The following is a 25202-nucleotide window of genomic DNA, read 5'->3' as shown; positions in this document are numbered from 1 at the left end:
GCACAATCTCCAGAGTAGAGTAGGCGCATGCTTTTGGATGATTTGGCCTATTTGGAAAAAGTAAATGAAAATTCTTGTACGTAATTTAGAGCGTTCTATCACCGATGCTGAACTGCTGGCGCTGTTTCAGCCGTTTGGCACAGTCGAATCTGCGGTGATTGTTAAAGAGGCTGACAGTGGCAAGTCCAAAGGGTTTGGCTTTGTGGAAATGCCGCATGGTCGTGAAGCCGTCAAAGCGATTAAGGGCCTGAATACCCTGAAAGTCAAAGGTGCTGGCATTCGCGTTAAAGCTGCGGAAGACAAGCCGAAAGCTTGAACATCAACAGGAGTCCTTAGTGGCTCCTTTTTTAACGCTGCATTTTTCTCTATTTAAACTTATCGTAGAAAATATCGATGCTGATGATAGCGCTCATATGTATTTTTTGTTGGGCATTTGGACGCAGAGCGTTTAAGCTTAATGTTGAAATAAAAGCCAAAATTTAGGAACGCTATTCATGTCCCGTGTTGCTCGCTTTCATGCCGACCGTACCAATCAAAAACTGTATTTTGCCCGTCTTTCATGTCAGCAAGCCGAACAAACCGAACATATCCAGCAGGCGCAGGCACATCGCGAAGCAGCGGTGTTTCATCTGCATGGTGCAGTACTGGCCTTTTTGCAGGAACTGGTGCGTTACTACCGCCTGAATGAGCTGCAGCCGACCTTAAAATCAATTGAAGAAGCTATGGCGGCCAAAGGTCAGGTATCGCCTGAAGTGGTGATTTTGCAAAAACTGGCCAAAGAAGGCTTTATTGCCGAATTAAAACGCGCTTATCGTCTTTGCCAGTACACACCGGAGCCAAGCGCACCAGAGCCGGAAGATGAAACCTCATCGAACCTGATTATTAAAGTCACCCAAACCCCGCAAGCATGGCTGCCAGATACCAAAATTCTGCGTGAATGGCATCGTGAGCTGATGCAGTTAATTGATGGTTTCAGAAATGAGATGGTGGAATTCTAAACCCGACCTGTGCCCCTTGAATTCTGAAAACCTGACATCATATTAACTATCTAAGCGATGCAAAGAGTCCATCTTTGCCACCATGTTGAACATGGAGGAATTATGTCTATAGAACAGTTAAAAGCCTTATTTGGAAATCAGGACGCGATTTTGGAATTGGTTCAGCTTGAAGGTGGTGAGTTGGCATTGCGTAATGCTGGTTCAGAACAGGAACCTCTGGTCAAAATCCAGTTTAATGATGAAGTCAAAGCCCTGCTGGGAGATCAGACGCCAATTGTCGCCCAGCACATGATTCAGGCCGCATTATTCGGGCTGCTGGAAAAGCAGGTCAATGAATGGCAGGCCGAAGTGGTTGATGAGCAGCCGAAGTATCTGAGCTAGTCGGCTCATGCTCTGGAATGCAAAAGCGCACCTGAAGGTGCGCTTGTTTGTGCCTGAGGCTTAATGTGAGGGTGGTTGATGATGGGCAATTTCAATCTGGTTTAAAATATGATTGCTCATGTTCTTGGCCATTTCTTCTTTGGCAAAGTACACCTCACCGATATTGTCACGGCGAATGACTTCGGCTTCTTCTTTGCTTTCCGCGCAGATCAGCACCTGAATTTGCGGATTCAAAGTGGTGGCAATATCAACAATTTTATGAATATCAATAATGTCCATCGGTGAAATCACCAGTAAACGGGCATGTTGAATATGTGCCTGAATCAGTACTCCAGGCTCAGTGGCCACACCAGATACCGCAGCAATGCCTTTTTCCCGCAGGTTTTCGACAATCTCACGGTTTTCTTCGGCAATCACCACCTTGATATTTTCTGCCATCAGGTTTTTGGTAATGCGGCGGCCAACTTCACCATGGCCAATAATCACCACCTGATCACGCAGGTAATCTTGTGAAACTTCATCGGGTAACATCGCCAGCGGGTCGCCACTGCGTTCCAGCAAACGGGCCAGATGTGAGCGCTCGCGAATCCAGCGCTGTACCGGTTCAATCGCCGAAAACAGGAAGGTGTTTAAGGTAATGGAAATCAGGGCACCGGCCAGAATCAGGTTTTGACCTTCTAGAGACAGCAGCTGTAACGATACGCCGAGCGTGGCCAGAATAAAGGAGAATTCACCAATCTGCGCCAGTGAAGCACCCACCGTTAATGCAGTGTTAATCGGGTAGCGGAAGAACAGGACCAGGGCCATGGCGGCAATGGTTTTACCAATCATGATAATGCCGACCACTGCCAGCACATGCAGCGGTTCTTCCAGCAGAATCCGCGGGTCAAACAGCATCCCCACCGACACGAAGAACAGGATCGAGAAAATCTCCCGTAGCGGCAGGGTTTCTTCTTCAGCACGATGGCTAAAGTCAGACTCTTTCACCACCATACCGGCAAAGAAGGCGCCCAGTGCCATCGACACACCAAAGACTTTATAGGCACCAAAGGCAATTGACACGGCCGCCGCGACCACAGTCAGGGTAAACAGTTCACGGGAACCCAGACGCGCCACTACCTGCATAATCCAGGGTACCAATCGTTTTCCGATAATCAGCATAAAGGCAATAAAGCCGGTGACTTTTAACAGGGTAATGCCCAGTGTCAGCCAGATGTTTTCATCAGCTGCACTACCGGCAAGTGCCTGTCCACCCAACAGGACCGCAGTAGCCGGTAACAGTACCAGCACCAGTACCATCACCAGATCTTCGACCAGCAGCCAGCCCACGGCAATCTTGCCGTTGACCGAGTCTAGCAGGCCGCGATCCCCCAGTGCTTTGAGTAGAACTACCGTACTGGCACAGGACAGGCTAAGACCGAACACCAGTGCAGAGCCGAAACTCCAGCCCCACATCATCGAGACTCCAATCCCCAGTAAAGTGGCGACAGTAATCTGCAGGATGGCACCGGGCAGGGCAATCCGTTTGACTTGCATCAGGTCATTGAGCGAGAAATGCATCCCGACGCCAAACATCAGGAACATCACACCCAGTTCAGCCAGCTGGTTGGCCAGGTGAATATCACCGACCACGCCGGGCGTATTTGGACTAATCAGGATACCGGCCACCAGATAACCGATCAGGGGCGGTAAACGTAAACGGGCGGCAATATAGCCGAACAGTAAGGCCAGTCCAAAGCCGACAGCCAATAAGATAATAAGTTCTACATCATGCGGCACTAACAACTCCTTAAGCCAAGGTTAAGGGTAAAAAAGACAAGCACAGAGAGTGCCAGATTGAAAAGATCAGGAAATTTTAACAACTGGAAGAAAAAAAGTGCAAAAAAAACGACCTGCAGAGAGGTCGTTTTTTTCAAAAAGCCAAAATTATTTGATTTTAGCTTCTTTGAAGATTACGTGTTGACGGATTTTTGGATCAAATTTTTTGATTTCCATTTTTTCCGGCATAGTACGTTTGTTTTTAGTCGTGGTATAGAAATAACCTGTACCAGCTGTAGAAACTAAGCGAATCTTATCACGCATTGTCCTGACTCCTTACTTAGATCTTTTGACCTTGAGCACGTAGGTCAGCAACAACCTTTTCAATGCCCAATTTGTCGATAATACGCATACCTTTAGTGGTTAAACGAAGACGTACAAAACGTTTTTCGCTTTCTAACCAGAAACGGTGGTGGTGCAGGTTCGGCTCGAACCGGCGCTTAGTTTTGTTGTTGGCGTGTGAGACGTTGTTACCAACGACTGGACGCTTGCCGGTAACTTGGCAAACCTTAGACATGGTGTAACTCCATTGATTTAGCCAACAGCAAATCTGTATGGCCAGTCAAAAATAAACGGATGAATTCATTCAAGGGGCGTTTTATACCAAAAATGCGCTTAAAAGACAAGCGATTTTCAGGAAAACGCAGCACGAGCCATGCTAATAGCTCATGCCTTGATCATTTAGCGAAGAAGCATCTTTGAAATTAGTCTGTGAATCGGCTTATTGAACGGCGGCAGGATGTATTTCAAGCTATACAGCTTCGGATTAGACATCACCGAGCGTTCATGCGACAAACTGAAGAATCCTTCGGGACCATGATATTTGCCCATCCCTGACGCACCGACACCACCAAATGGTAAGTCATCCTGTGCGACATGGGTCAGTACCATGTTTTGTCCGAAATGCCCTGAATGGGTACGCTGTGCGACATAGTCGGCACGCGCCTGATCAAAGTCGAAGTAGTATAATGCAAGTGGACGCGGACGGCTATTAATAAACTCGATTACATCATCAATTTGTTCATATTCCATGATGGGCAGCAGTGGTCCGAAAATTTCCTCTTTCATGATGCGCATTTCGGTGGTGACCCCGGTCAGTACGGTCGGAGCGACTTTGCGTACATCGTCCAGCAGTTCATTTTGCGGATTGATTTCAATCAGTTGGGCGCCCTGTTCACGGGCATTGTCTAAATAGCCCTGCAGCCGGTTGTACTGCTTGTCATTAATAATGGAGGTGTAATCCTGATTGTCGCGCAGACTTGGATACATCTGCTTAATATATTGTTCATAATGACCCAGGAATTCGGCGGTTTTGCCTTTAGGCAGGAACATATAGTCCGGTGCCACGCAGGTCTGTCCGGCATTCCAGAGTTTACCAACCGCAATCCGCTCGGCAACATCGGCCATATCACTTGATGGATGCACCAGCACGGGCGATTTACCGCCCAGCTCTAAAATCACCGGCACCAGATTTTCGGCTGCCGCCGCCATCACGGTTTTACCGACATTGGTCGAACCGGTAAAAATCATTTTATCGAAGGACAGATGACTAAAGGTATCGGAAATCGCACCGCCGCCGGTAATGACCGCCACCAGTTCCTGCGGGAAAGCTTCAGCAATAGCATTTTCCAGCACGCGGCCAAAATGCATCGAGGCACTGGAAATTTTAATCATGGCATGGTTGCCGGCTGCTAAAGCGCAGATTAACGGACCGACCGACAGTAACAGCGGATAATTCCACGGTGCAATAATGCCGACCACACCCAAAGGCTGATATTGCACCCAGGCTTTGGCCGGCTGATGAATAATTCCGACGTGTCGCTTGGACGGTTTCATCCAGCCGCTAAGGTTTTTGCTGTAGTATTTGATATGTTCAAGGCAGGTGAGTAATTCGCCAATTTTGGTCTCGTCCATCGAACGGTTACCATAGTCTTCATTAATTGCTTCGGCAAACTGATCCTGATATTTCACCAGCACCCGTTTTAACCGTGCCAGGCGGTCAATCCGTTCTTTGGCAGTTGGCAGCGGATAGCGCTGATAGGCGTATTTCTGCAAGGCCAGAACATCATGTAAACGTTGTGCATCAAGGTTATGGGGCGTGCTGTCGGGAGTGGTCATCGAAGTTGTTTTTGTTTGACTGTTCATGGCGTGTTACCATTCGATTGAATCAATTAATTTAGTTTTTAGAGTATTTACTCTAAATAGTCAAGTTACTTTATCTGTTAGTTTCTTAACAGTTTGAAAGAATGGTTACTTTAGGATGTCACACTCGAAAACGGTGAAAACCAAAGAACGTATTTTGCAGTTAAGCCTGCAACTTTTTAATGAACGTGGCGAACGTGTCGTGACGACCAATCATATTGCAGCTGAATTGGGTATGAGTCCGGGTAATTTGTACTATCATTTCCGCAATAAAAACGAAATTATTAAAGAGCTGATGGAGCAGTATCAGGCCGAAACCCTGAGCATGCTGGCCTTGCCGGATGACCGTCCGCTGGATGCCAATGATAAGATTCATTACTTTCAGGTCCTCAGCAGCCAGTTATGGAACTACCGCTTTTTGCATCGGGATGTCTATCATCTGGTGGAAAATAACGAAGATTTCCGCAAAATGTATCCGCGTTTTGCCGGACAGGTGATGCAGCAGGGACAAAAAATTTATAAAGCTTTCGTAGAAGCCGGTTTAATGGAAATGACCGACTCGGAAATTGAAGCCTTAATTATTAACCTGTGGATTGTGCTGACCAACTGGACCAACTTCCTGTATATGTCGGGGCATATTACCGACTCGAATACGCTGGAAGAGAAGTGGGTCTGGCAGGCGCTGCGTCAGATGGTATTCCTGGAAGGGGCGTATTTGCGTGGTGAAAGCCGTCAAACCTATGAAGGCCTGTTACAGACCCTGGGTTCATCGGAACTGTTTGCCAGCTTATCTTCAAGCAAGAATACAGAAACTGATTCCCCTATTTAGTCTGTTAAGGAAACGCGCTAGAATAGCCGGCTTATTTTTTCAATTTAACTGATTAGTGATATAAACCAACATGAATATGACGACTGCGAATACTGCACGTTTACTGATTACTTGTGAGGATAAGCCAGGTATCGTGCAGGCTGTATCGAGCTTTTTGTATCATCAGGGAGCAAATATTACCGCACTTGATCAATACGCGACTGAAGCTCAGGGCGGGCGTTATTTCATGCGCGTTGAATTCGAGCTGGATCATCTGCAAAGCCGTCGTGAAAGCCTGATCCAGACCTTTGCCAGCAATGTGGCCGAGCGTTATGAAATGCAATGGCGTCTGGCCTTGGTGGCCGATGTGAAAAAGGTCGGTATTTTAGTGTCTAAAGTCGATCATGCCTTGCTGGAACTGTTATGGCGTCATGCGCGTGGTGGTCTGCCGTGTGAAATCACCAAAGTGGTGTCGAATCACGAAACTTTACGTGAAGCGGTTGAGAACTTTGGTATTCCATTTGAAGTGGTGCCGGTTAACAAGGAAAATAAACGCGAAGCCTATGCCAAAATTGATGAATTGATGCAGGGCAATGATGTACTGGTGCTGGCACGTTATATGCAGATTCTGGATGAAGAATTTGTCAGCAAATGGGAAATGAAAGTGATCAATATTCACCATTCCTTCCTGCCAGCTTTCGTTGGCGCCAACCCGTATCAGCAAGCCTATGACAAAGGCGTGAAACTGATTGGGGCAACTGCGCACTATGTGACCGCAGATTTAGATCAGGGCCCGATTATCGAGCAGGATGTGGAGCGTGTTAGCCACGATTTTACGGTCGAGCAGCTGCGTGAACTGGGTCAGGATGTGGAGCGTAACGTGCTGGCGCGTGCAGTGAAATGGCATCTGGAAGACCGGATTATTGTTGATGGCAATAAAACAGTGGTATTCCAATAAGTTGTTGTGAATCACCAGATTTAAAGGCATACTTTTAGTATGCCTTTTTTTATTGATTATTTGAAAAAGCCATTAAAATAGCCAAATTAATTGTTGCAAATGAAAACACTTCTCATTTATCATTGCGGTACTTTAATTGTGCTAACCGATGAGCTTGATAGGTCAAATCTGAAACTGGCTATCACCTCTTTAAGGTAATTGAGTTTAATGAGTCCATCTTCTACTCCCATGATGCAATCTCCTCATCCCATGAAAAAGAAAGTGCTGTCTGCACTGGTGGCCGTGGTTATTGGCCATATCGGGGTGTTGTGGGCGGTTAGCCAGATGGAATCACCGGAACTGAAACCGATTGACAAGGAGCCGCTAAAAGTCCGCTTTGTCAAAATTCAGGAACCACCAAAACCTTTACCGCCACAACCAAAAGCAGAACCAAAACCGGCACAGCCTAAGCCACCAGAAGTCAAAGAAGTGAAAGTGGTTGAAAAACCATTGCCACCACCACCGAAAAAAGTGGAAAAAGTCCAGCAGGTGAAAAAGGTCGAAGCGCCAAAACCTGTGGTCAAACCGGTTGAGCCAACGCCGCAGCCAACCCCAACGGTTACCACCACGGTTTCTGAAACCAAAGTGGTGAAACCGGCACCGCAACCGGTGGTACAGCCTGCGCCAGTAGCGCCGCCTGCACCGGCTGTGCCAGCAACCAAATCGGTATCCATTGGGGGTTCGGGCGTGCAGTGGAGCCGCTCACCAAAACCATCGTATACCAACCGAGATTTACAGGGTGAAACCCGTAGCGTGGTGGTCTTAATTGAAGCCAATGAAAAAGGCTCAATCACCAGTGCGCGGATCACCCGTTCAAGCGGCATTGCTGCTTTAGATGAAAAGATTTTACGCGCTGTGCGTAGTGCAAAATTCAAACCGTACAAGGAAAATGGCGTTGCTTATCCAATTCGTGCCGAGCAACCCTTTGAATTGACATTGAATCCTAACGGCTAACTTTAATCAGGAGTTCGAGTATGAACTTTTCAGTTTATTGGCAACATGCAGATGCAGTCAGCAAAACACTGTATTTCGTGTTACTGGCAATGTCGATTGCGACCTGGACAATTTTTGTGCTGCGTCTGATGGGCACCCGCCAACTTAAACAGCAAGCCTATGCTCAACTCGCTCAAGCGCTGAACAGCCTGAAAGCCAAATTTGCGCCTTTAAGTTTTGAACAGCGCAAGGCCGTGGCAGAGCAGGCGCTGTTACGCCAGATTTCGGCAGAAAAAGCCTCTGCAGAAAAAGGTGTATCGGTACTCGGAACTATTGCATCGCTGGCACCGTTTGTCGGTCTGTTTGGTACCGTATGGGGGATTTTCCACGCGCTGGTAGCGGTGGGTAAAAGCGGTCAGGCTGGCCTTGCCCAAGTGGCGACGCCTGTCGGTGAAGCACTGATCATGACCGGTTTTGGTCTGGCTGTCGCGATTCCAGCAGTTATTGCCTATAACATCTGTAGCCGTTTTAACCGGACCTTGTCACATGAGCTGCAAGATCATGCACACAACCTGTTAATTGACACCATGCTACAGCAGGATTCTGCGACCGCTCAGGCTGAAGTGAAAACTGCACAGCAAGGTTTAGTGGGAGGTCAAGCTTAATGGCATTTCAATTGGGTGAAGACAACGATAGCGGCATGAATGAGATGAACCTCATTCCGCTCATCGACATTATGCTGGTCTTGATGATCATCTTCCTGGTGACAGCGACCGTTGCCAACCCATCAATACCATTAACCTTGCCAGAAACCACGGCAGAAATTATTGATCCACCACCACAGGCGATTACCGTTAGCATTAATGCTTCGGGTGAAGTGGCCTGGGATGATCAGATCATCAGTCTGGATGAGCTGGAAAACCGTTTAAATGCGGCAGGCGAGCAGGAACGTAAGCCAACGGTACAATTACGTGCCGACAAAGATGCCCGTTATGATACCGTTGCCCAGGTAATGTCACGTGCGAGTGAAGCCGGACTCAGTGATATTGCCTTTGTCAGCGATAACTAAACGTGACAGGCCAGACTCAGGACGACCCATCACGGGTCGTTTTTTTATGGCAGCTGTTTATGTGTAAATTGCAGGAAAAGCGTGCAGCACATATTTTAAATGCCTGCCAATTCAATTAAGGTAGGCTAGGGAAAAACGAGAATTTTCAAGGAATTTTGGTGAAACAACGACAGGCACTGGATGCCAGAGCAGCCAGCATAATGTTTGTGCTGTGTATTTTCTGGGGACTGCAGCAGGTGGTGCTGAAAATTGCCGCGCCTGATATTTCACCGCTAATGCAAATGGCGCTGCGTTCCGGGATTTCTGCGCTGCTGGTCTGGCCGTTAATCCGGCTGGCTCAAGGTGTGCATTTATGGACACCGACGTATTTGTATCCGGGCTTGCTGGTCGGGCTGCTATTTGCCGCCGAATTTTTTATGCTGGCTGAAGCCATCCGCTTTACCTCGGCCTCCCATACCGTGGTGCTGCTGTATACCGCGCCAATTTTTGTAGCTTTAGGCCTGCACTGGAAGCTGCCCAGTGAACGGCTTTCCCTGCTGCAATGGAGCGGTATTCTGCTGGCTTTTCTGGGCATTGTGGTGACTTTTTTGGGGCGTGACAGTCAGCTCAGTGCCGCAACCAGTTCCATGCTCTATGGCGACTTTCTGGCTTTATGTGCCGGTATTTTATGGGCGGCCACTACCATAGCGGTGCGCTTAACCCCGCTGGCCGAAGCACCAGCCACCCAAACCTTGTTCTATCAGCTGCTGGGCGGTTTTATCGTGCTATTCCCTTTGGCCTACTGGTCCGGACAGGCGGTGGTGCACTGGAGTCCGGTCGCTATTGGCAGCTTGTTGTTTCATGCCATTCTGATTTCTTTTGCCAGTTATTTAATCTGGTTCTGGTTACTGAAAAACTATCTGGCCTCACGCTTGGGGGTATTTTCTTTTTTAACCCCATTATTTGGGGTGCTGTTCGGCGTGTGGCTGCTGGGTGAGCAACTGGAACACAGCTTTATTATGGGTGCTATCCTGGTGATGCTGGGCGTGGTTATGGTCAGCGCACAGGGCTGGTTCAAGCGGCGCGTGGCCTGATGCTGAGCCAATCACAACGCTTTACTGCACTGGGCTTGAGCTCACTGCTGATCTGGGCCAGCCTAGTAGGTGTGGTCAAGCTGATTAGTGAGCAGCTCAGTCCGGTGCTGGCACTTGCGCTTATTTATAGTGTCAGTGCGCTGGTGATTCTGCTGCACCAAGGTTGGCCCAAACTTAGCCAGATGCCGAAAATCTATCTCTGGGGGAGTGGGGCATTATTTGTCAGCTATGAAATTCTGTTCCTGCTGTCGATTGCTTTATCGACACAGCGCGAACAGGTGCTGATGATTGCCATGATCAATTATCTGTGGCCGCCGCTGAGTATTGTGCTGGCGATTCTGGCCAAACAGCTGCGTTATCACTGGGCGGTAATTCCAGGCTTTTTGCTGGCCGTACTGGGCTTGATGCTGGTGGTCAATCCGGAGATCTGGAACTTGGCCCAGCTCTGGAGCGTACTGACGGAAAATCCGTTGGCTTATAGTCTGGCATTTTTAGCGGCCTTGTTATGGCCCTGCTACGGTGTGCTGACCCGGGCCTATGCCCAAGGCAGCAATGCAGTGTCGCTGTTTTTTGTGGTGACTGCGGCTTTGCTGTGGGCGCTGCATGTGGGGCTGGATGAACCATGGCAATGGCCAAGCCTTTCGCTATGGGGATGGATTGTGCTGGCCGGTGCCCTGATCGGAATGGCTTATCATAACTGGAACCAGAGTATTCAGTTTGGCCGTATTCAGCTGCTAATTCTGGCCACCTATTTTATTCCGGTGCTGTCTTCATTGATCTCGATGTGGCTGTTGCAGTTACAGCCCGGCTGGGTGTTCTGGCTCGGCTGTAGTCTGGTCAGTCTGGGTGCACTGATCTGCTGGAAAAGCACCAGCGAAATTTCCGCTTAGCTGGCGCTTATTTCCCGGCCTTAAAGATCAGCAGGTGCTACCTCTATTTTTCTTCAAAAATTTTCGACAATGGAATCGACAGCTTGGCTGCCAGATAGTCATCGGCTTCAATCAGCGCCGGTCCGAGTTTCTGCATCCATTCATCATCCGGATGAATATTGCCGACATCTTTGCGCTGCGGCAGCGGATAAGGCAGCTGGGTATAAAAACTCCAGAAATTGACCTGCGATAAATTTCGTACCAGCACCAGTTCATCGTTATCGGTGCGTTTAATCAGGTTTTGCTGCTCCAGCATCCAGATATAATTTGGTAAGCGGCCAATTTCATCGCGGCCCAGTACTTCCAGTGCTTCCTGCTCGGTCACGCTTTCGCCTTTTTTCTGTTTTTGATAAAACAGCTCCAGCAGGTCCAGCAGCATAATCATCGGATGGCGTTTCTGGTCTTTGCTGGAATTAAAAGCGGTGAGGGCAAAGCTGATTTCCACGCCCAGCAAAATAATATTCCACGACAGAAAAATCCACAGCAGGAAAATCGGCACGGCAGCAAAGGCGCCATAGACAATTTCATAACTGGTGAAATTCGACATGATAAAGCCGAACAGGTTTTTTAATGCCTCAAACACCACCGCACTAAAGACGCCGGCAATCAGCGCGGCTTTAATCGGCACATTGCGGTTGGGAATGGTCCAGTACAGAATAAAAAAGCCGACAATGGTCAGGGAAAAGGAAATGATCCACAGAATAAAAGCACCGTTGACCTCATAACCGGCAAAGTTATTGCTCAGTACATTCATCGAGGCAACGGTAGATGACAGCACAAAGGCGCTGCCAAGTAAAATCGGCCCCAGCGAAATAATGGTCCAGTAGCGCATAAAGCCCATAATCCCGCCTCGGGTTTCTTTTACCCGCCAAATCCGGTTAAAGGCAGTTTCGATACTGGTCAGCATCAGTACAGTGGTAATGAACAGGAACAGAATCCCGATAATGGTGAGATTGCTGGATTTATCGGTAAAGGCATTCAGGGCCTTATCAAAGGCGATGGTGGTTTTGGGCAGAAAGTTGCTGTAAATCAGCTGCTGTAACTGCTGACGCGCCGGTTCTAAAGCTTTAATCGAGGAGATGATGACCAGAAAAACCGTCAGCATTGGCACCACCGCAAACAGTGTGGTATAGGTGAGCGAGCCGGCCTGTTCACGACAGCGGTCTGCTTCAAAACGGCGTAATACAAACAGCACGAATTGAAACCACTGGTGGTCATAAAAGGGCAGCTTTTTTAAATACTCAACAATCATGCGGCTAAAGTCTCGATTTTTTTAGTGATCTTTCTGTGTTTTCCTGTGCCAGCTTAACCAAAAATACAGCAAAATACCGTATAGTTTTCTTTTTTACTCTACAGATAACATTATGCAACTCTATGTTTTAGTTCTGTATTACAGCAAATATGGCAGCACCCGTGAAATGGCCCATCTGATTGCCAACGGGGTAGAAGCAGCAGGCGTAGCGGTAAAAATACGTACAGTACCGAATATTGCCCCGGTGGTCAAAACTGCCGAGCCGAGTATTCCGGCCGAAGGCGATATTTACTGTAGCCTAGATGACCTGGCCAACTGCGCTGGTCTTGCGCTTGGTTCGCCGACCCGTTTTGGCAATATGGCCTCGGAAATGAAATTCTTCTGGGATCAGACCACCAGTCTGTGGCTGAGCGGCGCCCTGCATGATAAACCGGCCTGTGTATTTACTTCATCGGGTTCACAGCACGGTGGCCAGGAAAGTACCTTGCTGACCATGCTACCGCCGTTATTCCATCATGGCATGATGATTATGGGACTCAGCAATGCTCATCCGGCTTTATCCAATACCAAAACCGGCGGTACACCGTATGGTGCATCGCATGTCAGCGGCCCGCGTCATGACCAGAGCTTAAGTCAGGATGAAAAGAAACTTTGTGAAGCGCAAGGATTACGTTTAGCAGACGTGGTGAAAAAACTGCACAGCGCTTAAAAAATAGCTTTAAAAAAAATAGCAGCAGCAAGGCCAAAATAGCGCTCAGATCCGTTAATGGCTTTCTGCTGTTGATGCTGGTTTTTTGATTGTTAATTTAAATGAATTTCATGTGAAAATGACTGCTTCTGGTGATTTTCGACCACCCCAATTCGGCGTCTATCTAATAGTCTTTCTATACACAGCCTATGCTGTGACGGTTCTCTCCCTATTCATGATCGGTTGGGTGCTTTCCTGTGGAGGAAAAGAGCACCTTGCCGTCATGCACACTGAGAAAAATCCAAACTACTGAGGAATACGAGATGAAAATGTGGTTCGTTATGGGATTCAGTGTGCTGAGTCTAAGTCTGGTGCTGTCCAATGCAGTAGCAAGCGTGGTGCATCATCCGGATTATCCTGAAGAAAAAGCACAAACCAAAGCCAAAGATCAGGCCAGCTCAAAAGAGCCAGCGGCGACTGAACAAGGCGCCCCGACACAGAAGTAATGTATGCGGTGCTCCGTTGGTGAGCTCGCACCCTCCATCGACCTCACCTCAAAGGTGTTAGAGTTTTTCTTTAAAGCGGTGTTTGCAGTTGAGGCACTGAAAATCCAGGAAGATATTCTGGTCCACAATGACCCCGGCTTTTTTACCAAAGCGATGACCCAGAAAACCGCCGGTAATGCCGACACTAATTGCACCCACAAAGGTACCAATGGTACCGCCCATAATCACCCCCAACGGTCCGGCCACGGTGCCTATGGCAGCGCCTAAAGAGGCACCGGAGGCGGCCCCGCCGACAGTTCCGGCTGCTGTTCCGGCCGACCCGAGCAATACTCCGCCAATTTTTTGTAAGTTTTGTTCATGGTTGCGCTTTTCAACCTGATTTGAGCCACATTTCGGACAGACGATACTGTGTTCCATCAACGGATTGTCTTGTGTCATGAGTGTAGAGTGCCTTCTAAAAATGCTGGGTCAATCCAAAGAGCCAATAGCTTAGGACAAAAGGCGTTAGCTGACCTTGGTCAAAACGCTCAGAATTTGCCGTTAGGCTTATGCTAAGCCATTCGGTCTGGAGCGTGGTAGAGAATTTTGTAAATCACATCGCCATAAAAAAAAGAGCACCTGAGTGCTCTTTTAGATATAAATTGCAGACAAAGTCTTAGTCGCGAACAAATTCAACCGTACCATTGGCCAGTGACTTCACACGCGCCAGAGATTCAACCCGGTAGCCTTTTTCCAGGAGCAGGTCACGACCTGGCTGGAAGGATTTTTCAATCACAATACCAATACCGACCACTTCCGCTTGGGCCTGATGAATCAGATCAGCCAGACCTAAAGCCGCCTGACCATTGGCCAGGAAGTCATCAATCACCAGCACTTTGTCGCTTGAGCTGATGTGCTTGTTCGAAATTGCGATGGTGCTTTCAACCTGTTTGGTGAATGAGAACACTTTAGAGCGATACAGGTCATCTTTTAGGGTTAAAGACTGATATTTACGTGCAAAAATCACGGGAACACCCAGCTCTAAACCTGCCATGACTGCCGGTGCAATACCTGATGCTTCAATGGTAATAATTTTGGTGATGCCGGCATCTTTAAACAAACGCGCAAATTCTTGACCAATTTGCTGCATCATGACCGGATCAATTTGATGGTTTAGGAAAGAATCGACTTTCAGAACTTCTTCAGACAGAACGATACCTTCAGCTAAGATTTTCTGTTCTAGTGCGTGCACGGGAGAATCCTCAACAGCAGGTGCTTTTTAAAGCAAAAGCGTATTTTAAAAAGCACCTGAAAAAATGCAAGCAAAAATCGAGAAAATGATTAACTTGTTGGGCCTTTATAGCCGGTTAACAGCAGGCCATACGAGTTCTTCTTGTCCAGATGGGTCACTTTCACCGGTAAGTAGTCCAGTTTTGGTGCCAACCAGAAAATGGTTTCACGGCCCGGCTTGTCGTGCTTAATCGCCACTTTAATGGTGTCAAAGGTACCATAATTGGTTTTTACGCTTTCACTGCCTTGGCGTACAAATTTACGTGCTTCGACTTCCTTGGCATCGGCCAGGTAATAGGTCGATTTGAGCGAGCCATTTTTTAAGTCTTCACGAATCTGCAATTCGGCATTTAGCTCATCGAGTACACCGGCTTTCCAGGCAAATGAATGCGATTCTTTGTCTTTTTTGGTATTAATCTTTTTCGCAGCCGGATTAAAGTGAATACTCATGGTGTTGTTATGAATCAGGATTTTGCTGCTGCGGCTAAAGCTGGAAGAACCAATTTTGCCATTTTCAAAGGTGAAGCGGCTGGTTTCCGTGGCCGAAGCAATCCCGCCGGCTTTGGCGGCAAAAACATAGTTCCACTGATTGCCGGATTTGCTTAGGGTCCGGGTGGCAGAGCCAAGGTTTTTGCCGTTATAGCTGAACTGATAACTGGCCTGGAATGGACTCATGGCAAAAGTCTGGCTTGAGAACCCTGCAAATAACAGTGCAGTCGAAACTCCCGCTGCCATGCCCATCGTTTTCAATACGTGTTTAGCCATAAGTAAATTGTTTCCTATTGCTGTAAATAAGCGCACATTGTGCTTTGTTCTATTATGCGTTTGAATGATGAAGAGAAAATTTGCAAATATGCACTTTATGTAACGCTTGTGTAGCAATCCTGATCGGCATCTGCAATCTCTCTGTTTGAGCTTTTAGCTCTTTTTCTGTTTGATGGGCGTCACTTCTGTGGCCGTTTGTGCTTCTTCGGCTTCTTCACGATCGCGATCTTCAGCAATTTTTCGAAATAGGGTGGTTAGGTTGACATTGCCCATGACCACCAGTTCGGCTTCACGCAACACCGCATGATTGACATGCACTTTGCCCAGAGTGTCAATGATCGAGCGGTTCTTGCCCAGCCAGCGGTTCAGGTCTAAATGTAATAGATCATCTTTAACTTTAATCACATTCAGTTTTTGCAGAATCATGCCCAGTGGATCTTTGTTCAGCACTTTCTGATAGAAGAACAGCGCAAACCGCACACCCAGCTTATGCAGGATGCTTGGATATTTGGCTTCAATCACCTGGGTATCACTAATCTGTTCAAATACAATCAGCTGGACATTTTTATTCAGTTCCATCTGCACCAGTTTCAAATCTACCGACAAAGTAATATACAGCCCGTTGTAGTCCAGGGTCGCATACAGACGCAGCCAGTCGTCATGTAAATCGGCATGTAAGTCTTTCAGCATTTTGACATTGTCGGTGACAAAGCGCTGAAAGGTCGCATTCAGAAAAACCTGAGACATTGGAAATTCGCGCTCATCTTCAATAAATCCTTCAGCCTTCTGATACATCTGACGTAAACGTTTTGAAATGAGAGAGATAAGAGGGGACATACAGGGCATTCCAATGGGTTAATCTTTATTAACTTTGCAGAGATCTTGTCGAATTGTATTAAAAATACGCCAATTGAAGCTTGCAGTTTAGCAAAATAAACTGCACCATTTTCAAGATTTTATTTATCGTGACACGACATGTTGACGGGTGTCTCGCTTTTTTTCAAAAGTAAAAACCAGTCTTATTTTATCTCGTTTTATACGATTTGGGGAATCCGCGATTTTGTCGGATTAATGTGATGTTAAAGAAATTTCATTTTGCACCTTTGACGCAACAGTGGTGGAAAGATCCACTATTTGGCACCGTACTGACGCTGGCGGCACTTTCGCATCTGGCTGTGTTAACGGTGCAATTTGTCATGCCACAGCAAAGCGATGCCGCGGTCAAGGAAATTGCGGTCAGCTTAAGGCCAAGTGCCACCGAAATTAAGGACGCCGACTTTTTAGCACAGGCCGATCAGCAAGGTTCTGGCACCTTCCGGGAAGCGCACCGCATGTCCAGCGATATGCCCGCACCAATGATTGAACAGAGTGCCGGTGATCAGCAGCTGGAAAGTCTGGAGCGTTTGCAGCAGCAGCGTGAACTGAGCTTTGAAGAAAAAGTGCTAATGACTACCTTAAGCTGGCAAAAGCAGGCGGCGGAAAACCAGCGTAAAAAAGCGCTAGAAGAATTGAACAGCCAGTTTCAGGCCAAAGCGGCGATGGTGGCCAGTCTAGAAGCGCAGTATTTACAGCGTCAGCAAAATTTTAGCCGTCAGCAGAAAATTAAAACCGTAGATGGAATTCAGGCCAAGCAGGATGTCGCGGCCGGTTATCTGGAAAAATTCCGTCAGAAAGTCGAATTTTATGGTAATCGTTATTATCCGGAAGCGGCCAAGCAGCAACAGCTGGCCGGTGAAGTACGTTTAATGGTGATTTTAAATGCCAACGGCGGGATTCGCGCGATTCGTTTAATTGAAAGCTCGGGACATGCCATGCTGGATGAAGCTGCTAAAGCCTCAGTACGAAAAGCTGCTCCTTTTGGTGCCTTTGATGCCAAGATGAAAGATATTTCCGAGCTACGCATTATCCGGACCTGGCGTTTTGACCCGGCTGAGGCGGAGTTTGAGGTGCGCTAGCGTTTGTAGTGACGTAATACTTCACAAACTTCAACACTGAAATTTTCATACCAAGTGTTATGTCCGAGTTGTTGTGCGACTTGGTGTTCCGCATCTAAATGCCAAGCGTGTATATCTGAAAGATCATGCCAATAGGATAGGGCGATTTCAGATAAACCTTCTGTTAATGCTTCAAAATGAATGCAGCGGAATTGGCTTAAGGCTTTCTGACGTAACTGCTGTGCTGTGGCAAAATACAGAGGATCAAGTGTTTTAATTTTCGCTTTAAAAATAACAACGTATTTCATGATTGTGGCTTATCTATTTTTATTCATCTCATCATAAAATAAACCCTATAAAAAAAGCGAGCCTAAGCCCGCTTCTTCATTTTTTACTTTAATCGCGTTCTAAATACGGGTTTTCAAAACCGAGCTTATCCAGAATTTCAATTTCAATGCCTTCCATTTCTTCAGCATCTTCATCTGAAGTTTCATGGTCATAACCCATCAAATGCAAGGTGCCATGCACTAGCATATGGGTGAAATGGGTTAGCGGTGCTTTGCCTTGCTCATTCGCTTCGCGTAGCACCACCGGAATACAGATCACTAAATCCCCAATGGGGAAGGCATCAAGAAATTCGGCCATTTCATCGGGCAGTTCACTTGGGAAAGACAGCACGTTGGTCGGTTTGTCTTTCTGGCGATATTCCAGATTCAGTTTATGGCTTTCTTCATTGTCGACACAGGCGATCCCGATTTCACAGTCACTTTGGGTGCCAATATGTCGCAAGGTGGTTTCTACAACTTTTTTGATATAGCTACGTTTCAAGACCAGTTCAGGGGCTTGAACATCCTGTTGTAGAGAAAGACTCAGTTTCAAAATATATCCTTAGATCAGTTTAGTCCTGCGCATCGGCCTTGGCATCGTTTTCTGCAATCAGCGCTTCCTGACGGGCTTTGCGTTCGGCACGGGCTTCTGCACTCAGACGTTGTTGCTCACTGTCCCAGCCTTCGTAGGCTTCAACAATTTTTTGCACCAGTTGATGACGCACCACATCACGTGAATGGAAACGGGTAATATGAATTTCCTTGACGTGCTCCAGCACGCGCAGGGCATGCGCCAGACCAGACTGCTGACCACGCGGTAAATCGACCTGAGTCACGTCACCGGTAATTACGGCACGTGAGCCAAAGCCCAAACGGGTCAGGAACATTTTCATCTGTTCTGGTGTGGTGTTCTGCGCTTCATCCAGAATCACAAAAGAATGGTTCAGGGTACGACCACGCATATAGGCCAGTGGCGCGACTTCAATCACCTGACGTTCAATCAGCTTGGCGACTTTTTCAAAGCCGAGCATTTCATATAACGCGTCATACAGCGGGCGCAAATACGGGTCAATTTTCTGGGTTAAATCACCCGGCAGGAAACCGAGTTTTTCACCGGCTTCAACCGCAGGGCGGACCAGTAAAATCCGCTGGATTTCATTACGCTCCAGCATATCGACGGCTGCAGCTACCGCCAGGTAGGTTTTACCGGTTCCTGCTGGGCCAATCCCGAACGAAATATCGCTTTGTAAAATACGCTGCACATAACGTTTCTGGTTGGCACCGCGCGGGTTAATCCGGCCTTTGCGGGTCTGTAACCAGACCGCATCTAAACCGGTATGTTCCTGCTCTTCATCAATCTGCAATTCACGGTCAGTCTGGCTGCCCTGAATCATCATGTGTAAGGTGTCGGCACTAATCTGGCTGGAATTTTCCGATTCTTCATATAAACGCTGAAGCAAGAGCTCGGCTCTCTCAACTGCATCTATTTCACCATCAATAAAAAAGGCATCACCTCGATGAGAAATTTGCACATCTAGACGCTGTCCAATCTGTTTCAAGTGGCCGTTATAAGCACCGAGCATGCTTTTGAGACGTTCCATTGAAATGCCAGGAAAATTTACTGTACGTCGAATTGCTGCAGTCAAGAGAATTCCTTATTCAGAAGTAGTCGTATTGTTCCCTTACATTACGCCACGTCTGGTTCAAGATTCAAGAGTTCACCATAAACTAAATTTAAAGTTTTAATCTCGGTAATCTCAATCTCCGCAAAGCGTCCGACCCAAGCCGGATCACCAATAAATGTTACCAAACGTGTATTGTCCGCCGTGCCGACCAGTACATTCGGATCTTTGTTCGACACGCTCTCAATTAACACACGTTGCACGGTGCCGAGCATGGCATCAGTTTTGTCAATACTGGACTGTTTAATCCATTGCTGCACTTTGGCCAGACGTTCTTTTTTGACATCTTCCGGGGTGTTGTCCGGCAGTTCAGACGCCGGCGTGCCCGGACGTTTTGAATAGACAAAGCTGTACGAATGGTCGAAGTCCATATCTTGAATAAACTGATAGGTTTCTTCAAAGTTCTCGTCGGTTTCGCCCGGGAAGCCAATAATAAAGTCGGAAGACAAATGCATGTCCGGACGCACTTTACGTAACTTGGCAATTTTTTCGATGTAAACATCAATGGTGTGGTTACGTTTCATGGCCTGTAATACATCATTGGAACCACTTTGTACTGGCAAGTGCAAATGCGACACCATTTGTGGCAAGTCGCGGTAGCATTGAATCAGGTCATCATTAAATTCTAGCGGATGCGAAGTGGTATAACGTAAACGGCCAATCCCCGGAATTTCGGCGACCAAACGCAACAGGTCAGCAAAGGTACAGATGTTGCCGTCAAAAGTTTCACCGCGGTAACCATTCACGTTCTGACCGAGCAGTGAAATCTCACGCACACCTTTTTCTGCTAAACCGGCAATTTCCGCCAGTACGTCATCGAGTGGACGTGAAACTTCTTCACCACGGGTATAGGGCACCACGCAGAAAGAACAGTATTTGGAACAGCCTTCCATAATCGACACAAAGGCTTTAAAACCTTCGACGCGCGGTTCTGGCAGGAAGTCGAATTTTTCAATGTCCGGGAAGGAAATATCCACCAGCTTGATTTTTTCTTTTTTCGGTTTTTCAACCTGATCATTATGCTGATCCAGCATTTGTGGCAAACGGTGCAAGGTTTGTGGGCCAAACACCATGTCGACATACGGCGCACGTTTTTGAATATTGTCACCTTCCTGAGAAGCAACACAGCCACCCACGCCAATCACCAGATCCGGATTTTTTTCTTTCAGTTTGCGCCAGCGGCCCAGTTCCGAGAACACTTTTTCCTGTGCCTTTTCGCGGATGGAACAGGTGTTCATCAGCAGGATATCGGCATCGGCCGGATTGCTGGTCAGCACATAGCCGTGAGAATCGCCTAAAAGGTCTGCCATACGATGACTGTCATACTCATTCATCTGACACCCTTGCGTTTCGATGTACAGCTTTTTCACTGAACCGTCGGCTGGGGTGTGCTGTGGCTGGGTAACAGTGTTTTCTGAGGCAGCTTTGGCACCATTTGGAATGAAGGTTTGAACCGTCATGTAGGCTCCTGAAGGATAAAATCGAGATCGTCCGTTCTGAAATGTTTGAACGGCAGAGGTGATAGAAAAACGCGTATTTTAACAGGAACTGGGTATAAACTTATAGCCCTAAATGAGGGAAGCAGAAGATTGATTTATCAATTAAAATTGTTCGAAAATTAATATTGTTTAATCATGAGGTTACATAACACAACAATTGAGGTGTTTGAGAATAATGAAACTGTTTTAGTATATTGCGGTAAGAGAGGAGAGGCGAAGTAATGACTGAAAATAGGCACATGCGCACATGGACTGAAAAGAAAAGAATTTTTTGCAAAAAGCTTATGTTAGGTTTGGCATCACTGAGCATTTTCCCAACCTTGTACGCAGCCGAAGAGCAGTTTAATGATGCGCTGCGGGCAGCCAATGCCAGTAACCTCTCTTTATTGCAGCAATATCAAAGTGCCATGCAAAATGATGTGCTCGGCTATTATCCGGAATACTGGATTTTAAATACCAATCTGGCCACTCAGTCACCCGCCTCGATTGTGCAGTTTGCCCAGCGTTATCCACAGTCGGCCATGGCCGAAAAACTGGCCGCTGACTATGTCGAAGAAAAAGTCAAACAGGCCGATTTTAGCAATGCTGTATCAGTGCTGCCCTATGTGACCAATGCCGACCGTGCCGAAAGCTGTGCCGTGGCGCAGGTGCGTGCCCAGTCGGGTGATCCGCTGGTTTTTGCCGAATTTAAAGATGTCTGGCTAACCACCAATTCGCAGCCGGAATCCTGTACCGGTCTGGGCCGGATGATGTTATCCAGCCCACTGATGACCCAGGAAGATAAACAGCAGCGTTTGTGGGTGCAGCTGCGTGCCGGCCAATCCGGACAGGCGCTTGCCACTGCACAGGGACTAGGTTTAAACCTGAGTCTGTCGCAGCTTAACAGCATTCAGGCCAACCCGCTTAACTATTTATGGTCTGCACCAAAAGCTAGTGCTGAAGATCAGGCTTATCTGATTTATGCCTTGGGCCGCCTGGCCGATACCGACCTGAACTCGGCTCTATCTGCGGTGAAACGTGCTGCAGAAGGTACCCCGCAGTCGGTGCAGCGCGCCTTGTATCGTGCTGTGGGCTATATTGGCGGCACCACCGTCATGAAGAACAATTTTAACCGTGAAGTACTGAATGCGCTGGATGCCAGCTATGGACTGCCATTTAGCCCGGAAGAAGCGGAAATTTATGCCCGTCAGGCGATTCGTTTTGGTGCTTGGGAAAGTGTAATTCGCGCGATTGATGCCATGAGCGTGTCGCAAAAGCAGGAAGACCGCTGGCAGTACTGGCTGGCGCGTGCCTCTGAGCAGCGTGGCGATGCCACTTCAAAACGCAGTGCTGACGCGATTTATAAACGTTTGGCTCAGGGTGATGATTACCACAATTTGCTGGCCAAAGATCAGCTCGGATACAGCTATTCTTCGATTCCTGTGAGCCGTGAGCCAAGTTCGCAGGATATGCAGCGTTTAAATCAGGATATTCACTTTAGACGCGCCTTTGCCTTGCGCCAGATTAATGCACCGGCCAGTTATATTAACCGTGAATGGAACTGGGCTGTGCGTCAGGCCTATTTAAAACATGATGATGGTCTGTTATTGGCTGCAGCCAAACGCGCCACCGATATGGGCTGGTATGACAGGGCCATTTATGCGGCAGACCGCACCACCAAGCAGCATAACTATCAGTACCGTTATGCTATGCCGCACAAGAATTATGTGGTCAGCCACAGCCAGAACGCCGGAATTGATCCGGCTTGGGCCTATGGCCTGATGCGTCAGGAAAGCCGTTTTGTGACTACGGCGCGTTCGCATGTCGGGGCGGGTGGTTTAATGCAGATTATGCCGGATACCGCGCGTTTAATTGCCCGCCAAATGGGGGAAACCTATAATCCGGCGGCACTCACCGATATGAATACCAATATTCGTTATGGCACGTTTTATCTGTCGACCATCCAGGGTCAGCTTAGCAATAACTCGGTTTTAGCAACTGCGGGCTATAATGCCGGGCCAAACCGTGCCCGTCGCTGGCAGCCTGAATTTCAAAACATGGCAGCGGATCAATATACCGAATCCATTCCGTTGCTGGAAACACGCGATTACGTTAAACACGTCATGACCAATGCCACGCACTATGGATTATTGCTGGGTCAGGGCGCGCAATCAATCAGTAAACGTATGCAGCAGATTCCAATGCGCAATACGCAGTAAACAAGATGGGGTGTCTCCTGCATGGATGCAGGAGGATGGGACTCAAAACGACACGAGAAGGTGCTAAGTTTGAGAATGAAGAAATTGACAGCCGGGGGGCAGCCAGCGGGAATCCTCATCCTGATTTCGGGTGGGGCGGGGGTATTGCTCAGTAGTGCTGCATGTGCTGCCACGGTGCAGGGCTATGTCATGGATGTACAAATGACACCCGCCGTGTGCATGTTTGACAGCAACCGCGCCAAGCAGCGGAAATGCCTGCAAGGCTACTCGCTGAATATTACCGGGCTGTATCCGGAAACCTCCCGTCGTGACTGCGAAACCAGCTCTTCAGCCAAACTGTCTCCCATTCAGGCCAAAGTGGTGGCACGGGTCATGCCCGATGAACATGCCCGGGTGCAATTGTGGCAGGGTATTGGTGGCTGCGTACCGATGAATGCCAGCCAGTATTTCCGTACCATCATTAACTATGCCGACCGGCTGAAAGTCCCGGCGGTGCTGACCGGTCAGGAAACTACCGTGGTGCAGCAGAATGAACTGAACCGGCTGTTTATTCGCCTGAATCCGGGCATGCATTCCAAGAGCATTCACTTTCAGTGCACTTCGCATCAGGCCAAAAGTTATTTAACTGAATTGAAAATCTGCTATAGCCCGAATGGGCGCTATAAACAGTGCAGCAGTAGCGTGGAAACCCAGTGTCCATCGGCCTTTATTATTAAAGGTTCATACTAAAACCCGACGTTTTTCGGCATTTTATTTATATTTCCTATCAGACTTTTGTTGAAATCCATAGCCTTTTACATGCATCTGACAAAGGATTGGAGTACAATCTTTGCCGTTTATGATTATTAAGATTAGATAGAACAGCTATTTAATCGCATTAACTATCCTCTCAACTGGAGATAATTACATGAAGCAACCTGTTCGCGTTGCCGTTACTGGCGCTGCTGGTCAAATTGGTTACAGCCTATTATTCCGTATCGCTAGCGGTGAAATGTTGGGTAAAGACCAACCAGTTATTCTTCAATTATTAGAAATTCCTGTTGAGAAAGCTCAACAAGCGCTGAAAGGCGTAATGATGGAACTTGACGACTGTGCTTTCCCATTATTGGCTGGCATGATCGGTACTGATGATCCTAAAGTTGCATTCAAAGATGCTGACTATGCACTTTTAGTTGGTTCACGTCCACGTGGTCCAGGTATGGAACGTGCTGACCTTCTTAAAGTCAACGGTGAAATCTTCATCGGTCAAGGTCAAGCGCTGAACGAAGTTGCGAGCCGTGACGTTAAAGTTCTTGTTGTAGGTAACCCTGCGAACACGAATGCTTACATCGCAATGAAATCTGCTCCAGATCTTCCAGCGAAGAACTTCACAGCAATGTTACGTCTTGACCACAACCGTGCGTTGACTCAACTTGCTCAAAAAGCTGGTGTTGCAGTTTCTGACATCAAAAACATGACAGTTTGGGGTAACCACTCTCCAACAATGTATGCTGACTACCGTTTTGCGAACGTAAACGGCGAAAGCTTGAAAGACAAAATCAACGATGCTGAATGGAACAAAGACGTATTCCTTCCAACTGTTGGTAAACGTGGTGCTGCAATCATCGAAGCGCGTGGTCTGTCTTCTGCTGCTTCTGCTGCAAACGCTGCAATCGACCATATGCGTGACTGGGCGCTTGGCACAAACGGCGAATGGGTAACTATGGGTATTCCTTCTGACGGTTCTTACGGTATCCCTGAAGGCGTAATGTTCGGTTTCCCTGTAACTTGCGAAAATGGCGAATACAAGATCGTTCAAGGTCTTGAAATCGACGAATTCAGCCGTGAGCGTATCAACTTCACGCTAAACGAGCTTGAAGAAGAACGTGCAGCAATTGCTGACATGGTGAAATAATTTAGTGTTGAACTAAGTTAGAAAAAGCACTCCATTTGGGG

29 protein-coding genes are annotated in these 25202 nt (G+C 47.6%); 16 read left to right on the top strand and 13 right to left on the bottom strand.

The features are described 5' to 3' along the window. The first annotated feature begins 64 nt into the window (after window positions 1-64). The 3 genes from VF685_RS06925 (at window position 65) to VF685_RS06915 (ending at window position 1379) form a co-directional block, all read left to right on the top strand. Window positions 65-316, top strand: a complete 252-nt coding sequence (locus tag VF685_RS06925) for an RNA recognition motif domain-containing protein (protein WP_005182105.1) — start codon at window positions 65-67, stop codon at window positions 314-316. A gap of 178 nt (window positions 317-494) precedes the next feature. Continuing rightward, window positions 495-998, top strand: coding sequence for a DUF6586 family protein (locus tag VF685_RS06920; protein WP_005182107.1), 504 nt, complete (start codon window positions 495-497; stop codon window positions 996-998). Window positions 999-1100: 102 nt separating this feature from the next. Continuing rightward, window positions 1101-1379, top strand: coding sequence for a hypothetical protein (locus VF685_RS06915; protein ID WP_005182110.1), 279 nt, complete (start codon window positions 1101-1103; stop codon window positions 1377-1379). Window positions 1380-1439: 60 nt separating this feature from the next. On the opposite strand, the gene VF685_RS06910 is transcribed toward VF685_RS06915, so the two are convergent. From VF685_RS06910 to VF685_RS06895, 4 genes are all read right to left on the bottom strand, one after another. After that, window positions 1440-3158 carry a cation:proton antiporter gene (locus VF685_RS06910; protein WP_005182113.1) on the bottom strand — a complete coding sequence of 573 codons (1719 nt, stop codon included), beginning with the start codon at window positions 3156-3158 and terminating at the stop codon, window positions 1440-1442. A 147-nt stretch (window positions 3159-3305) separates the two neighbouring features. After that, on the bottom strand, window positions 3306-3461 hold the full coding sequence (gene rpmG, locus VF685_RS06905; protein WP_003654787.1) for a 50S ribosomal protein L33: 156 nt from the start codon (window positions 3459-3461) through the stop codon (window positions 3306-3308). 16 nt (window positions 3462-3477) lie between these two features. Continuing rightward, window positions 3478-3714, bottom strand: a complete 237-nt coding sequence (gene rpmB, locus VF685_RS06900; RefSeq protein WP_000048256.1) for a 50S ribosomal protein L28 — start codon at window positions 3712-3714, stop codon at window positions 3478-3480. A 164-nt stretch (window positions 3715-3878) separates the two neighbouring features. Further along, a complete protein-coding gene (locus VF685_RS06895; RefSeq protein ID WP_286385042.1) occupies window positions 3879-5342 on the bottom strand; it encodes a coniferyl aldehyde dehydrogenase in 1464 nt (487 codons plus the stop codon). A 115-nt stretch (window positions 5343-5457) separates the two neighbouring features. Between VF685_RS06895 and VF685_RS06890 the strand changes: the two genes are divergently transcribed. The 7 genes from VF685_RS06890 (at window position 5458) to yddG (ending at window position 11109) form a co-directional block, all read left to right on the top strand. Beyond that, window positions 5458-6168: a TetR/AcrR family transcriptional regulator gene (locus VF685_RS06890; protein WP_005182118.1), complete on the top strand. Its 711-nt coding sequence runs from the start codon at window positions 5458-5460 to the stop codon at window positions 6166-6168. A gap of 70 nt (window positions 6169-6238) precedes the next feature. Further along, window positions 6239-7105, top strand: coding sequence for a formyltetrahydrofolate deformylase (gene purU, locus VF685_RS06885; protein WP_005182122.1), 867 nt, complete (start codon window positions 6239-6241; stop codon window positions 7103-7105). 207 nt (window positions 7106-7312) lie between these two features. After that, entirely contained in the window at window positions 7313-8098 is a 786-nt protein-coding gene (locus tag VF685_RS06880) for an energy transducer TonB family protein (RefSeq protein ID WP_286385045.1), read from the top strand. A 20-nt stretch (window positions 8099-8118) separates the two neighbouring features. Continuing rightward, window positions 8119-8742, top strand: a complete 624-nt coding sequence (locus tag VF685_RS06875) for a MotA/TolQ/ExbB proton channel family protein (protein ID WP_005182127.1) — start codon at window positions 8119-8121, stop codon at window positions 8740-8742. Continuing rightward, complete coding sequence (locus VF685_RS06870; RefSeq protein WP_005182129.1) at window positions 8742-9146, top strand: ExbD/TolR family protein; 405 nt, start codon at window positions 8742-8744, stop codon at window positions 9144-9146. The genes VF685_RS06875 and VF685_RS06870 overlap by 1 nt, the downstream gene beginning before the upstream one ends. Window positions 9147-9304: 158 nt before the next feature. Next, window positions 9305-10219: a DMT family transporter gene (locus VF685_RS06865; RefSeq protein WP_127799009.1), complete on the top strand. Its 915-nt coding sequence runs from the start codon at window positions 9305-9307 to the stop codon at window positions 10217-10219. Next, window positions 10219-11109 carry an aromatic amino acid DMT transporter YddG gene (gene yddG, locus VF685_RS06860; protein WP_163146149.1) on the top strand — a complete coding sequence of 297 codons (891 nt, stop codon included), beginning with the start codon at window positions 10219-10221 and terminating at the stop codon, window positions 11107-11109. Before VF685_RS06865 ends, yddG begins: the two co-directional genes overlap by 1 nt. A gap of 43 nt (window positions 11110-11152) precedes the next feature. Here the strand turns inward: yddG and VF685_RS06855 are convergent, their stop codons facing one another. After that, window positions 11153-12400, bottom strand: coding sequence for a YihY family inner membrane protein (locus VF685_RS06855; RefSeq protein ID WP_286385049.1), 1248 nt, complete (start codon window positions 12398-12400; stop codon window positions 11153-11155). A 112-nt stretch (window positions 12401-12512) separates the two neighbouring features. On the opposite strand from VF685_RS06855, the gene wrbA reads away from it, so the two are divergent. Together wrbA and VF685_RS06845 are read left to right on the top strand one after the other, a co-directional pair. Then, window positions 12513-13109, top strand: a complete 597-nt coding sequence (wrbA, locus tag VF685_RS06850) for an NAD(P)H:quinone oxidoreductase (protein WP_286385051.1) — start codon at window positions 12513-12515, stop codon at window positions 13107-13109. A gap of 302 nt (window positions 13110-13411) precedes the next feature. Next, window positions 13412-13594, top strand: a complete 183-nt coding sequence (locus VF685_RS06845; protein WP_045796412.1) for a hypothetical protein — start codon at window positions 13412-13414, stop codon at window positions 13592-13594. A 57-nt stretch (window positions 13595-13651) separates the two neighbouring features. Here VF685_RS06845 and VF685_RS06840 read toward each other — a convergent pair whose 3' ends face one another. The 4 genes from VF685_RS06840 to VF685_RS06825 form a co-directional block, all read right to left on the bottom strand. Then, window positions 13652-14032, bottom strand: coding sequence for a hypothetical protein (locus tag VF685_RS06840; protein WP_005182135.1), 381 nt, complete (start codon window positions 14030-14032; stop codon window positions 13652-13654). Between the two features lie 217 nt (window positions 14033-14249). Beyond that, a complete protein-coding gene (locus tag VF685_RS06835) occupies window positions 14250-14825 on the bottom strand; it encodes a xanthine phosphoribosyltransferase (protein WP_005182137.1) in 576 nt (191 codons plus the stop codon). A gap of 89 nt (window positions 14826-14914) precedes the next feature. Next, the gene (locus VF685_RS06830) at window positions 14915-15628 is read right to left on the bottom strand and encodes a DUF3108 domain-containing protein (protein ID WP_163146148.1); all 714 of its coding nucleotides are present in this window, start codon (window positions 15626-15628) and stop codon (window positions 14915-14917) included. 153 nt (window positions 15629-15781) lie between these two features. Next, window positions 15782-16465: a hypothetical protein gene (locus VF685_RS06825; RefSeq protein WP_016659565.1), complete on the bottom strand. Its 684-nt coding sequence runs from the start codon at window positions 16463-16465 to the stop codon at window positions 15782-15784. A 239-nt stretch (window positions 16466-16704) separates the two neighbouring features. On the opposite strand from VF685_RS06825, the gene VF685_RS06820 reads away from it, so the two are divergent. After that, window positions 16705-17583, top strand: coding sequence for an energy transducer TonB (locus VF685_RS06820; RefSeq protein ID WP_005182159.1), 879 nt, complete (start codon window positions 16705-16707; stop codon window positions 17581-17583). Here the strand turns inward: VF685_RS06820 and VF685_RS06815 are convergent. From VF685_RS06815 to miaB, 4 genes are all read right to left on the bottom strand, one after another. Beyond that, complete coding sequence (locus VF685_RS06815) at window positions 17580-17870, bottom strand: antibiotic biosynthesis monooxygenase family protein (RefSeq protein ID WP_163169943.1); 291 nt, start codon at window positions 17868-17870, stop codon at window positions 17580-17582. The two genes, VF685_RS06820 and VF685_RS06815, sit on opposite strands and share 4 nt — an antisense overlap. Before the next feature lie 88 nt (window positions 17871-17958). After that, window positions 17959-18441, bottom strand: coding sequence for an rRNA maturation RNase YbeY (gene ybeY, locus VF685_RS06810; protein ID WP_163146146.1), 483 nt, complete (start codon window positions 18439-18441; stop codon window positions 17959-17961). A gap of 19 nt (window positions 18442-18460) precedes the next feature. Further along, the gene (locus tag VF685_RS06805) at window positions 18461-19534 is read right to left on the bottom strand and encodes a PhoH family protein (protein WP_016659561.1); all 1074 of its coding nucleotides are present in this window, start codon (window positions 19532-19534) and stop codon (window positions 18461-18463) included. A 41-nt stretch (window positions 19535-19575) separates the two neighbouring features. Then, window positions 19576-21030 carry a tRNA (N6-isopentenyl adenosine(37)-C2)-methylthiotransferase MiaB gene (miaB, locus tag VF685_RS06800; protein ID WP_005182171.1) on the bottom strand — a complete coding sequence of 485 codons (1455 nt, stop codon included), beginning with the start codon at window positions 21028-21030 and terminating at the stop codon, window positions 19576-19578. Window positions 21031-21353: 323 nt separating this feature from the next. Here miaB and VF685_RS06795 point away from each other — a divergent pair, with 323 nt between their 5' ends. From VF685_RS06795 to VF685_RS06785, 3 genes are all read left to right on the top strand, one after another. Further along, window positions 21354-23267: a lytic transglycosylase domain-containing protein gene (locus VF685_RS06795; RefSeq protein WP_286385055.1), complete on the top strand. Its 1914-nt coding sequence runs from the start codon at window positions 21354-21356 to the stop codon at window positions 23265-23267. Between the two features lie 75 nt (window positions 23268-23342). Further along, a complete protein-coding gene (locus tag VF685_RS06790) occupies window positions 23343-23996 on the top strand; it encodes a ribonuclease T2 family protein (protein ID WP_045796419.1) in 654 nt (217 codons plus the stop codon). Between the two features lie 178 nt (window positions 23997-24174). Next, window positions 24175-25161: a malate dehydrogenase gene (locus VF685_RS06785; protein ID WP_005182191.1), complete on the top strand. Its 987-nt coding sequence runs from the start codon at window positions 24175-24177 to the stop codon at window positions 25159-25161. Window positions 25162-25202: the final 41 nt, after the last annotated feature.

Origin of the sequence: Acinetobacter sp. Brlt_5, assembly GCF_051949055.1 — a bacterium.
Classification (GTDB): Bacteria; Pseudomonadota; Gammaproteobacteria; order Pseudomonadales; family Moraxellaceae; genus Acinetobacter; species Acinetobacter indicus.
Note: the sequence above shows the minus strand (reverse complement) of the source record. Positions and strands in the feature narration are given on the sequence as shown.

Excerpts from the sequence above, each read along its gene's own strand:
- VF685_RS06880 (WP_286385045.1), top strand. The coding sequence starts at position 7,313 with ATGAGTCCATCTTCTACTCCCATGATGCAATCTCCTCATCCCATGAAA.
- VF685_RS06855 (WP_286385049.1), bottom strand. The coding sequence starts at position 12,400 with ATGATTGTTGAGTATTTAAAAAAGCTGCCCTTTTATGACCACCAGTGG.
- VF685_RS06870 (WP_005182129.1), top strand. The coding sequence starts at position 8,742 with ATGGCATTTCAATTGGGTGAAGACAACGATAGCGGCATGAATGAGATG.
- VF685_RS06815 (WP_163169943.1), bottom strand. The coding sequence starts at position 17,870 with ATGAAATACGTTGTTATTTTTAAAGCGAAAATTAAAACACTTGATCCT.
- miaB (WP_005182171.1), bottom strand. The coding sequence starts at position 21,030 with ATGACGGTTCAAACCTTCATTCCAAATGGTGCCAAAGCTGCCTCAGAA.
- VF685_RS06895 (WP_286385042.1), bottom strand. The coding sequence starts at position 5,342 with ATGAACAGTCAAACAAAAACAACTTCGATGACCACTCCCGACAGCACG.
- VF685_RS06920 (WP_005182107.1), top strand. The coding sequence starts at position 495 with ATGTCCCGTGTTGCTCGCTTTCATGCCGACCGTACCAATCAAAAACTG.
- VF685_RS06845 (WP_045796412.1), top strand. The coding sequence starts at position 13,412 with ATGAAAATGTGGTTCGTTATGGGATTCAGTGTGCTGAGTCTAAGTCTG.
- VF685_RS06840 (WP_005182135.1), bottom strand. The coding sequence starts at position 14,032 with ATGACACAAGACAATCCGTTGATGGAACACAGTATCGTCTGTCCGAAA.
- wrbA (WP_286385051.1), top strand. The coding sequence starts at position 12,513 with ATGCAACTCTATGTTTTAGTTCTGTATTACAGCAAATATGGCAGCACC.
- yddG (WP_163146149.1), top strand. The coding sequence starts at position 10,219 with ATGCTGAGCCAATCACAACGCTTTACTGCACTGGGCTTGAGCTCACTG.
- VF685_RS06790 (WP_045796419.1), top strand. The coding sequence starts at position 23,343 with ATGAAGAAATTGACAGCCGGGGGGCAGCCAGCGGGAATCCTCATCCTG.
- VF685_RS06915 (WP_005182110.1), top strand. The coding sequence starts at position 1,101 with ATGTCTATAGAACAGTTAAAAGCCTTATTTGGAAATCAGGACGCGATT.
- rpmG (WP_003654787.1), bottom strand. The coding sequence starts at position 3,461 with ATGCGTGATAAGATTCGCTTAGTTTCTACAGCTGGTACAGGTTATTTC.
- VF685_RS06785 (WP_005182191.1), top strand. The coding sequence starts at position 24,175 with ATGAAGCAACCTGTTCGCGTTGCCGTTACTGGCGCTGCTGGTCAAATT.
- VF685_RS06825 (WP_016659565.1), bottom strand. The coding sequence starts at position 16,465 with ATGTCCCCTCTTATCTCTCTCATTTCAAAACGTTTACGTCAGATGTAT.
- VF685_RS06830 (WP_163146148.1), bottom strand. The coding sequence starts at position 15,628 with ATGGCTAAACACGTATTGAAAACGATGGGCATGGCAGCGGGAGTTTCG.
- VF685_RS06925 (WP_005182105.1), top strand. The coding sequence starts at position 65 with ATGAAAATTCTTGTACGTAATTTAGAGCGTTCTATCACCGATGCTGAA.
- VF685_RS06890 (WP_005182118.1), top strand. The coding sequence starts at position 5,458 with ATGTCACACTCGAAAACGGTGAAAACCAAAGAACGTATTTTGCAGTTA.
- rpmB (WP_000048256.1), bottom strand. The coding sequence starts at position 3,714 with ATGTCTAAGGTTTGCCAAGTTACCGGCAAGCGTCCAGTCGTTGGTAAC.
- VF685_RS06795 (WP_286385055.1), top strand. The coding sequence starts at position 21,354 with ATGTTAGGTTTGGCATCACTGAGCATTTTCCCAACCTTGTACGCAGCC.
- VF685_RS06875 (WP_005182127.1), top strand. The coding sequence starts at position 8,119 with ATGAACTTTTCAGTTTATTGGCAACATGCAGATGCAGTCAGCAAAACA.
- VF685_RS06820 (WP_005182159.1), top strand. The coding sequence starts at position 16,705 with ATGTTAAAGAAATTTCATTTTGCACCTTTGACGCAACAGTGGTGGAAA.
- purU (WP_005182122.1), top strand. The coding sequence starts at position 6,239 with ATGAATATGACGACTGCGAATACTGCACGTTTACTGATTACTTGTGAG.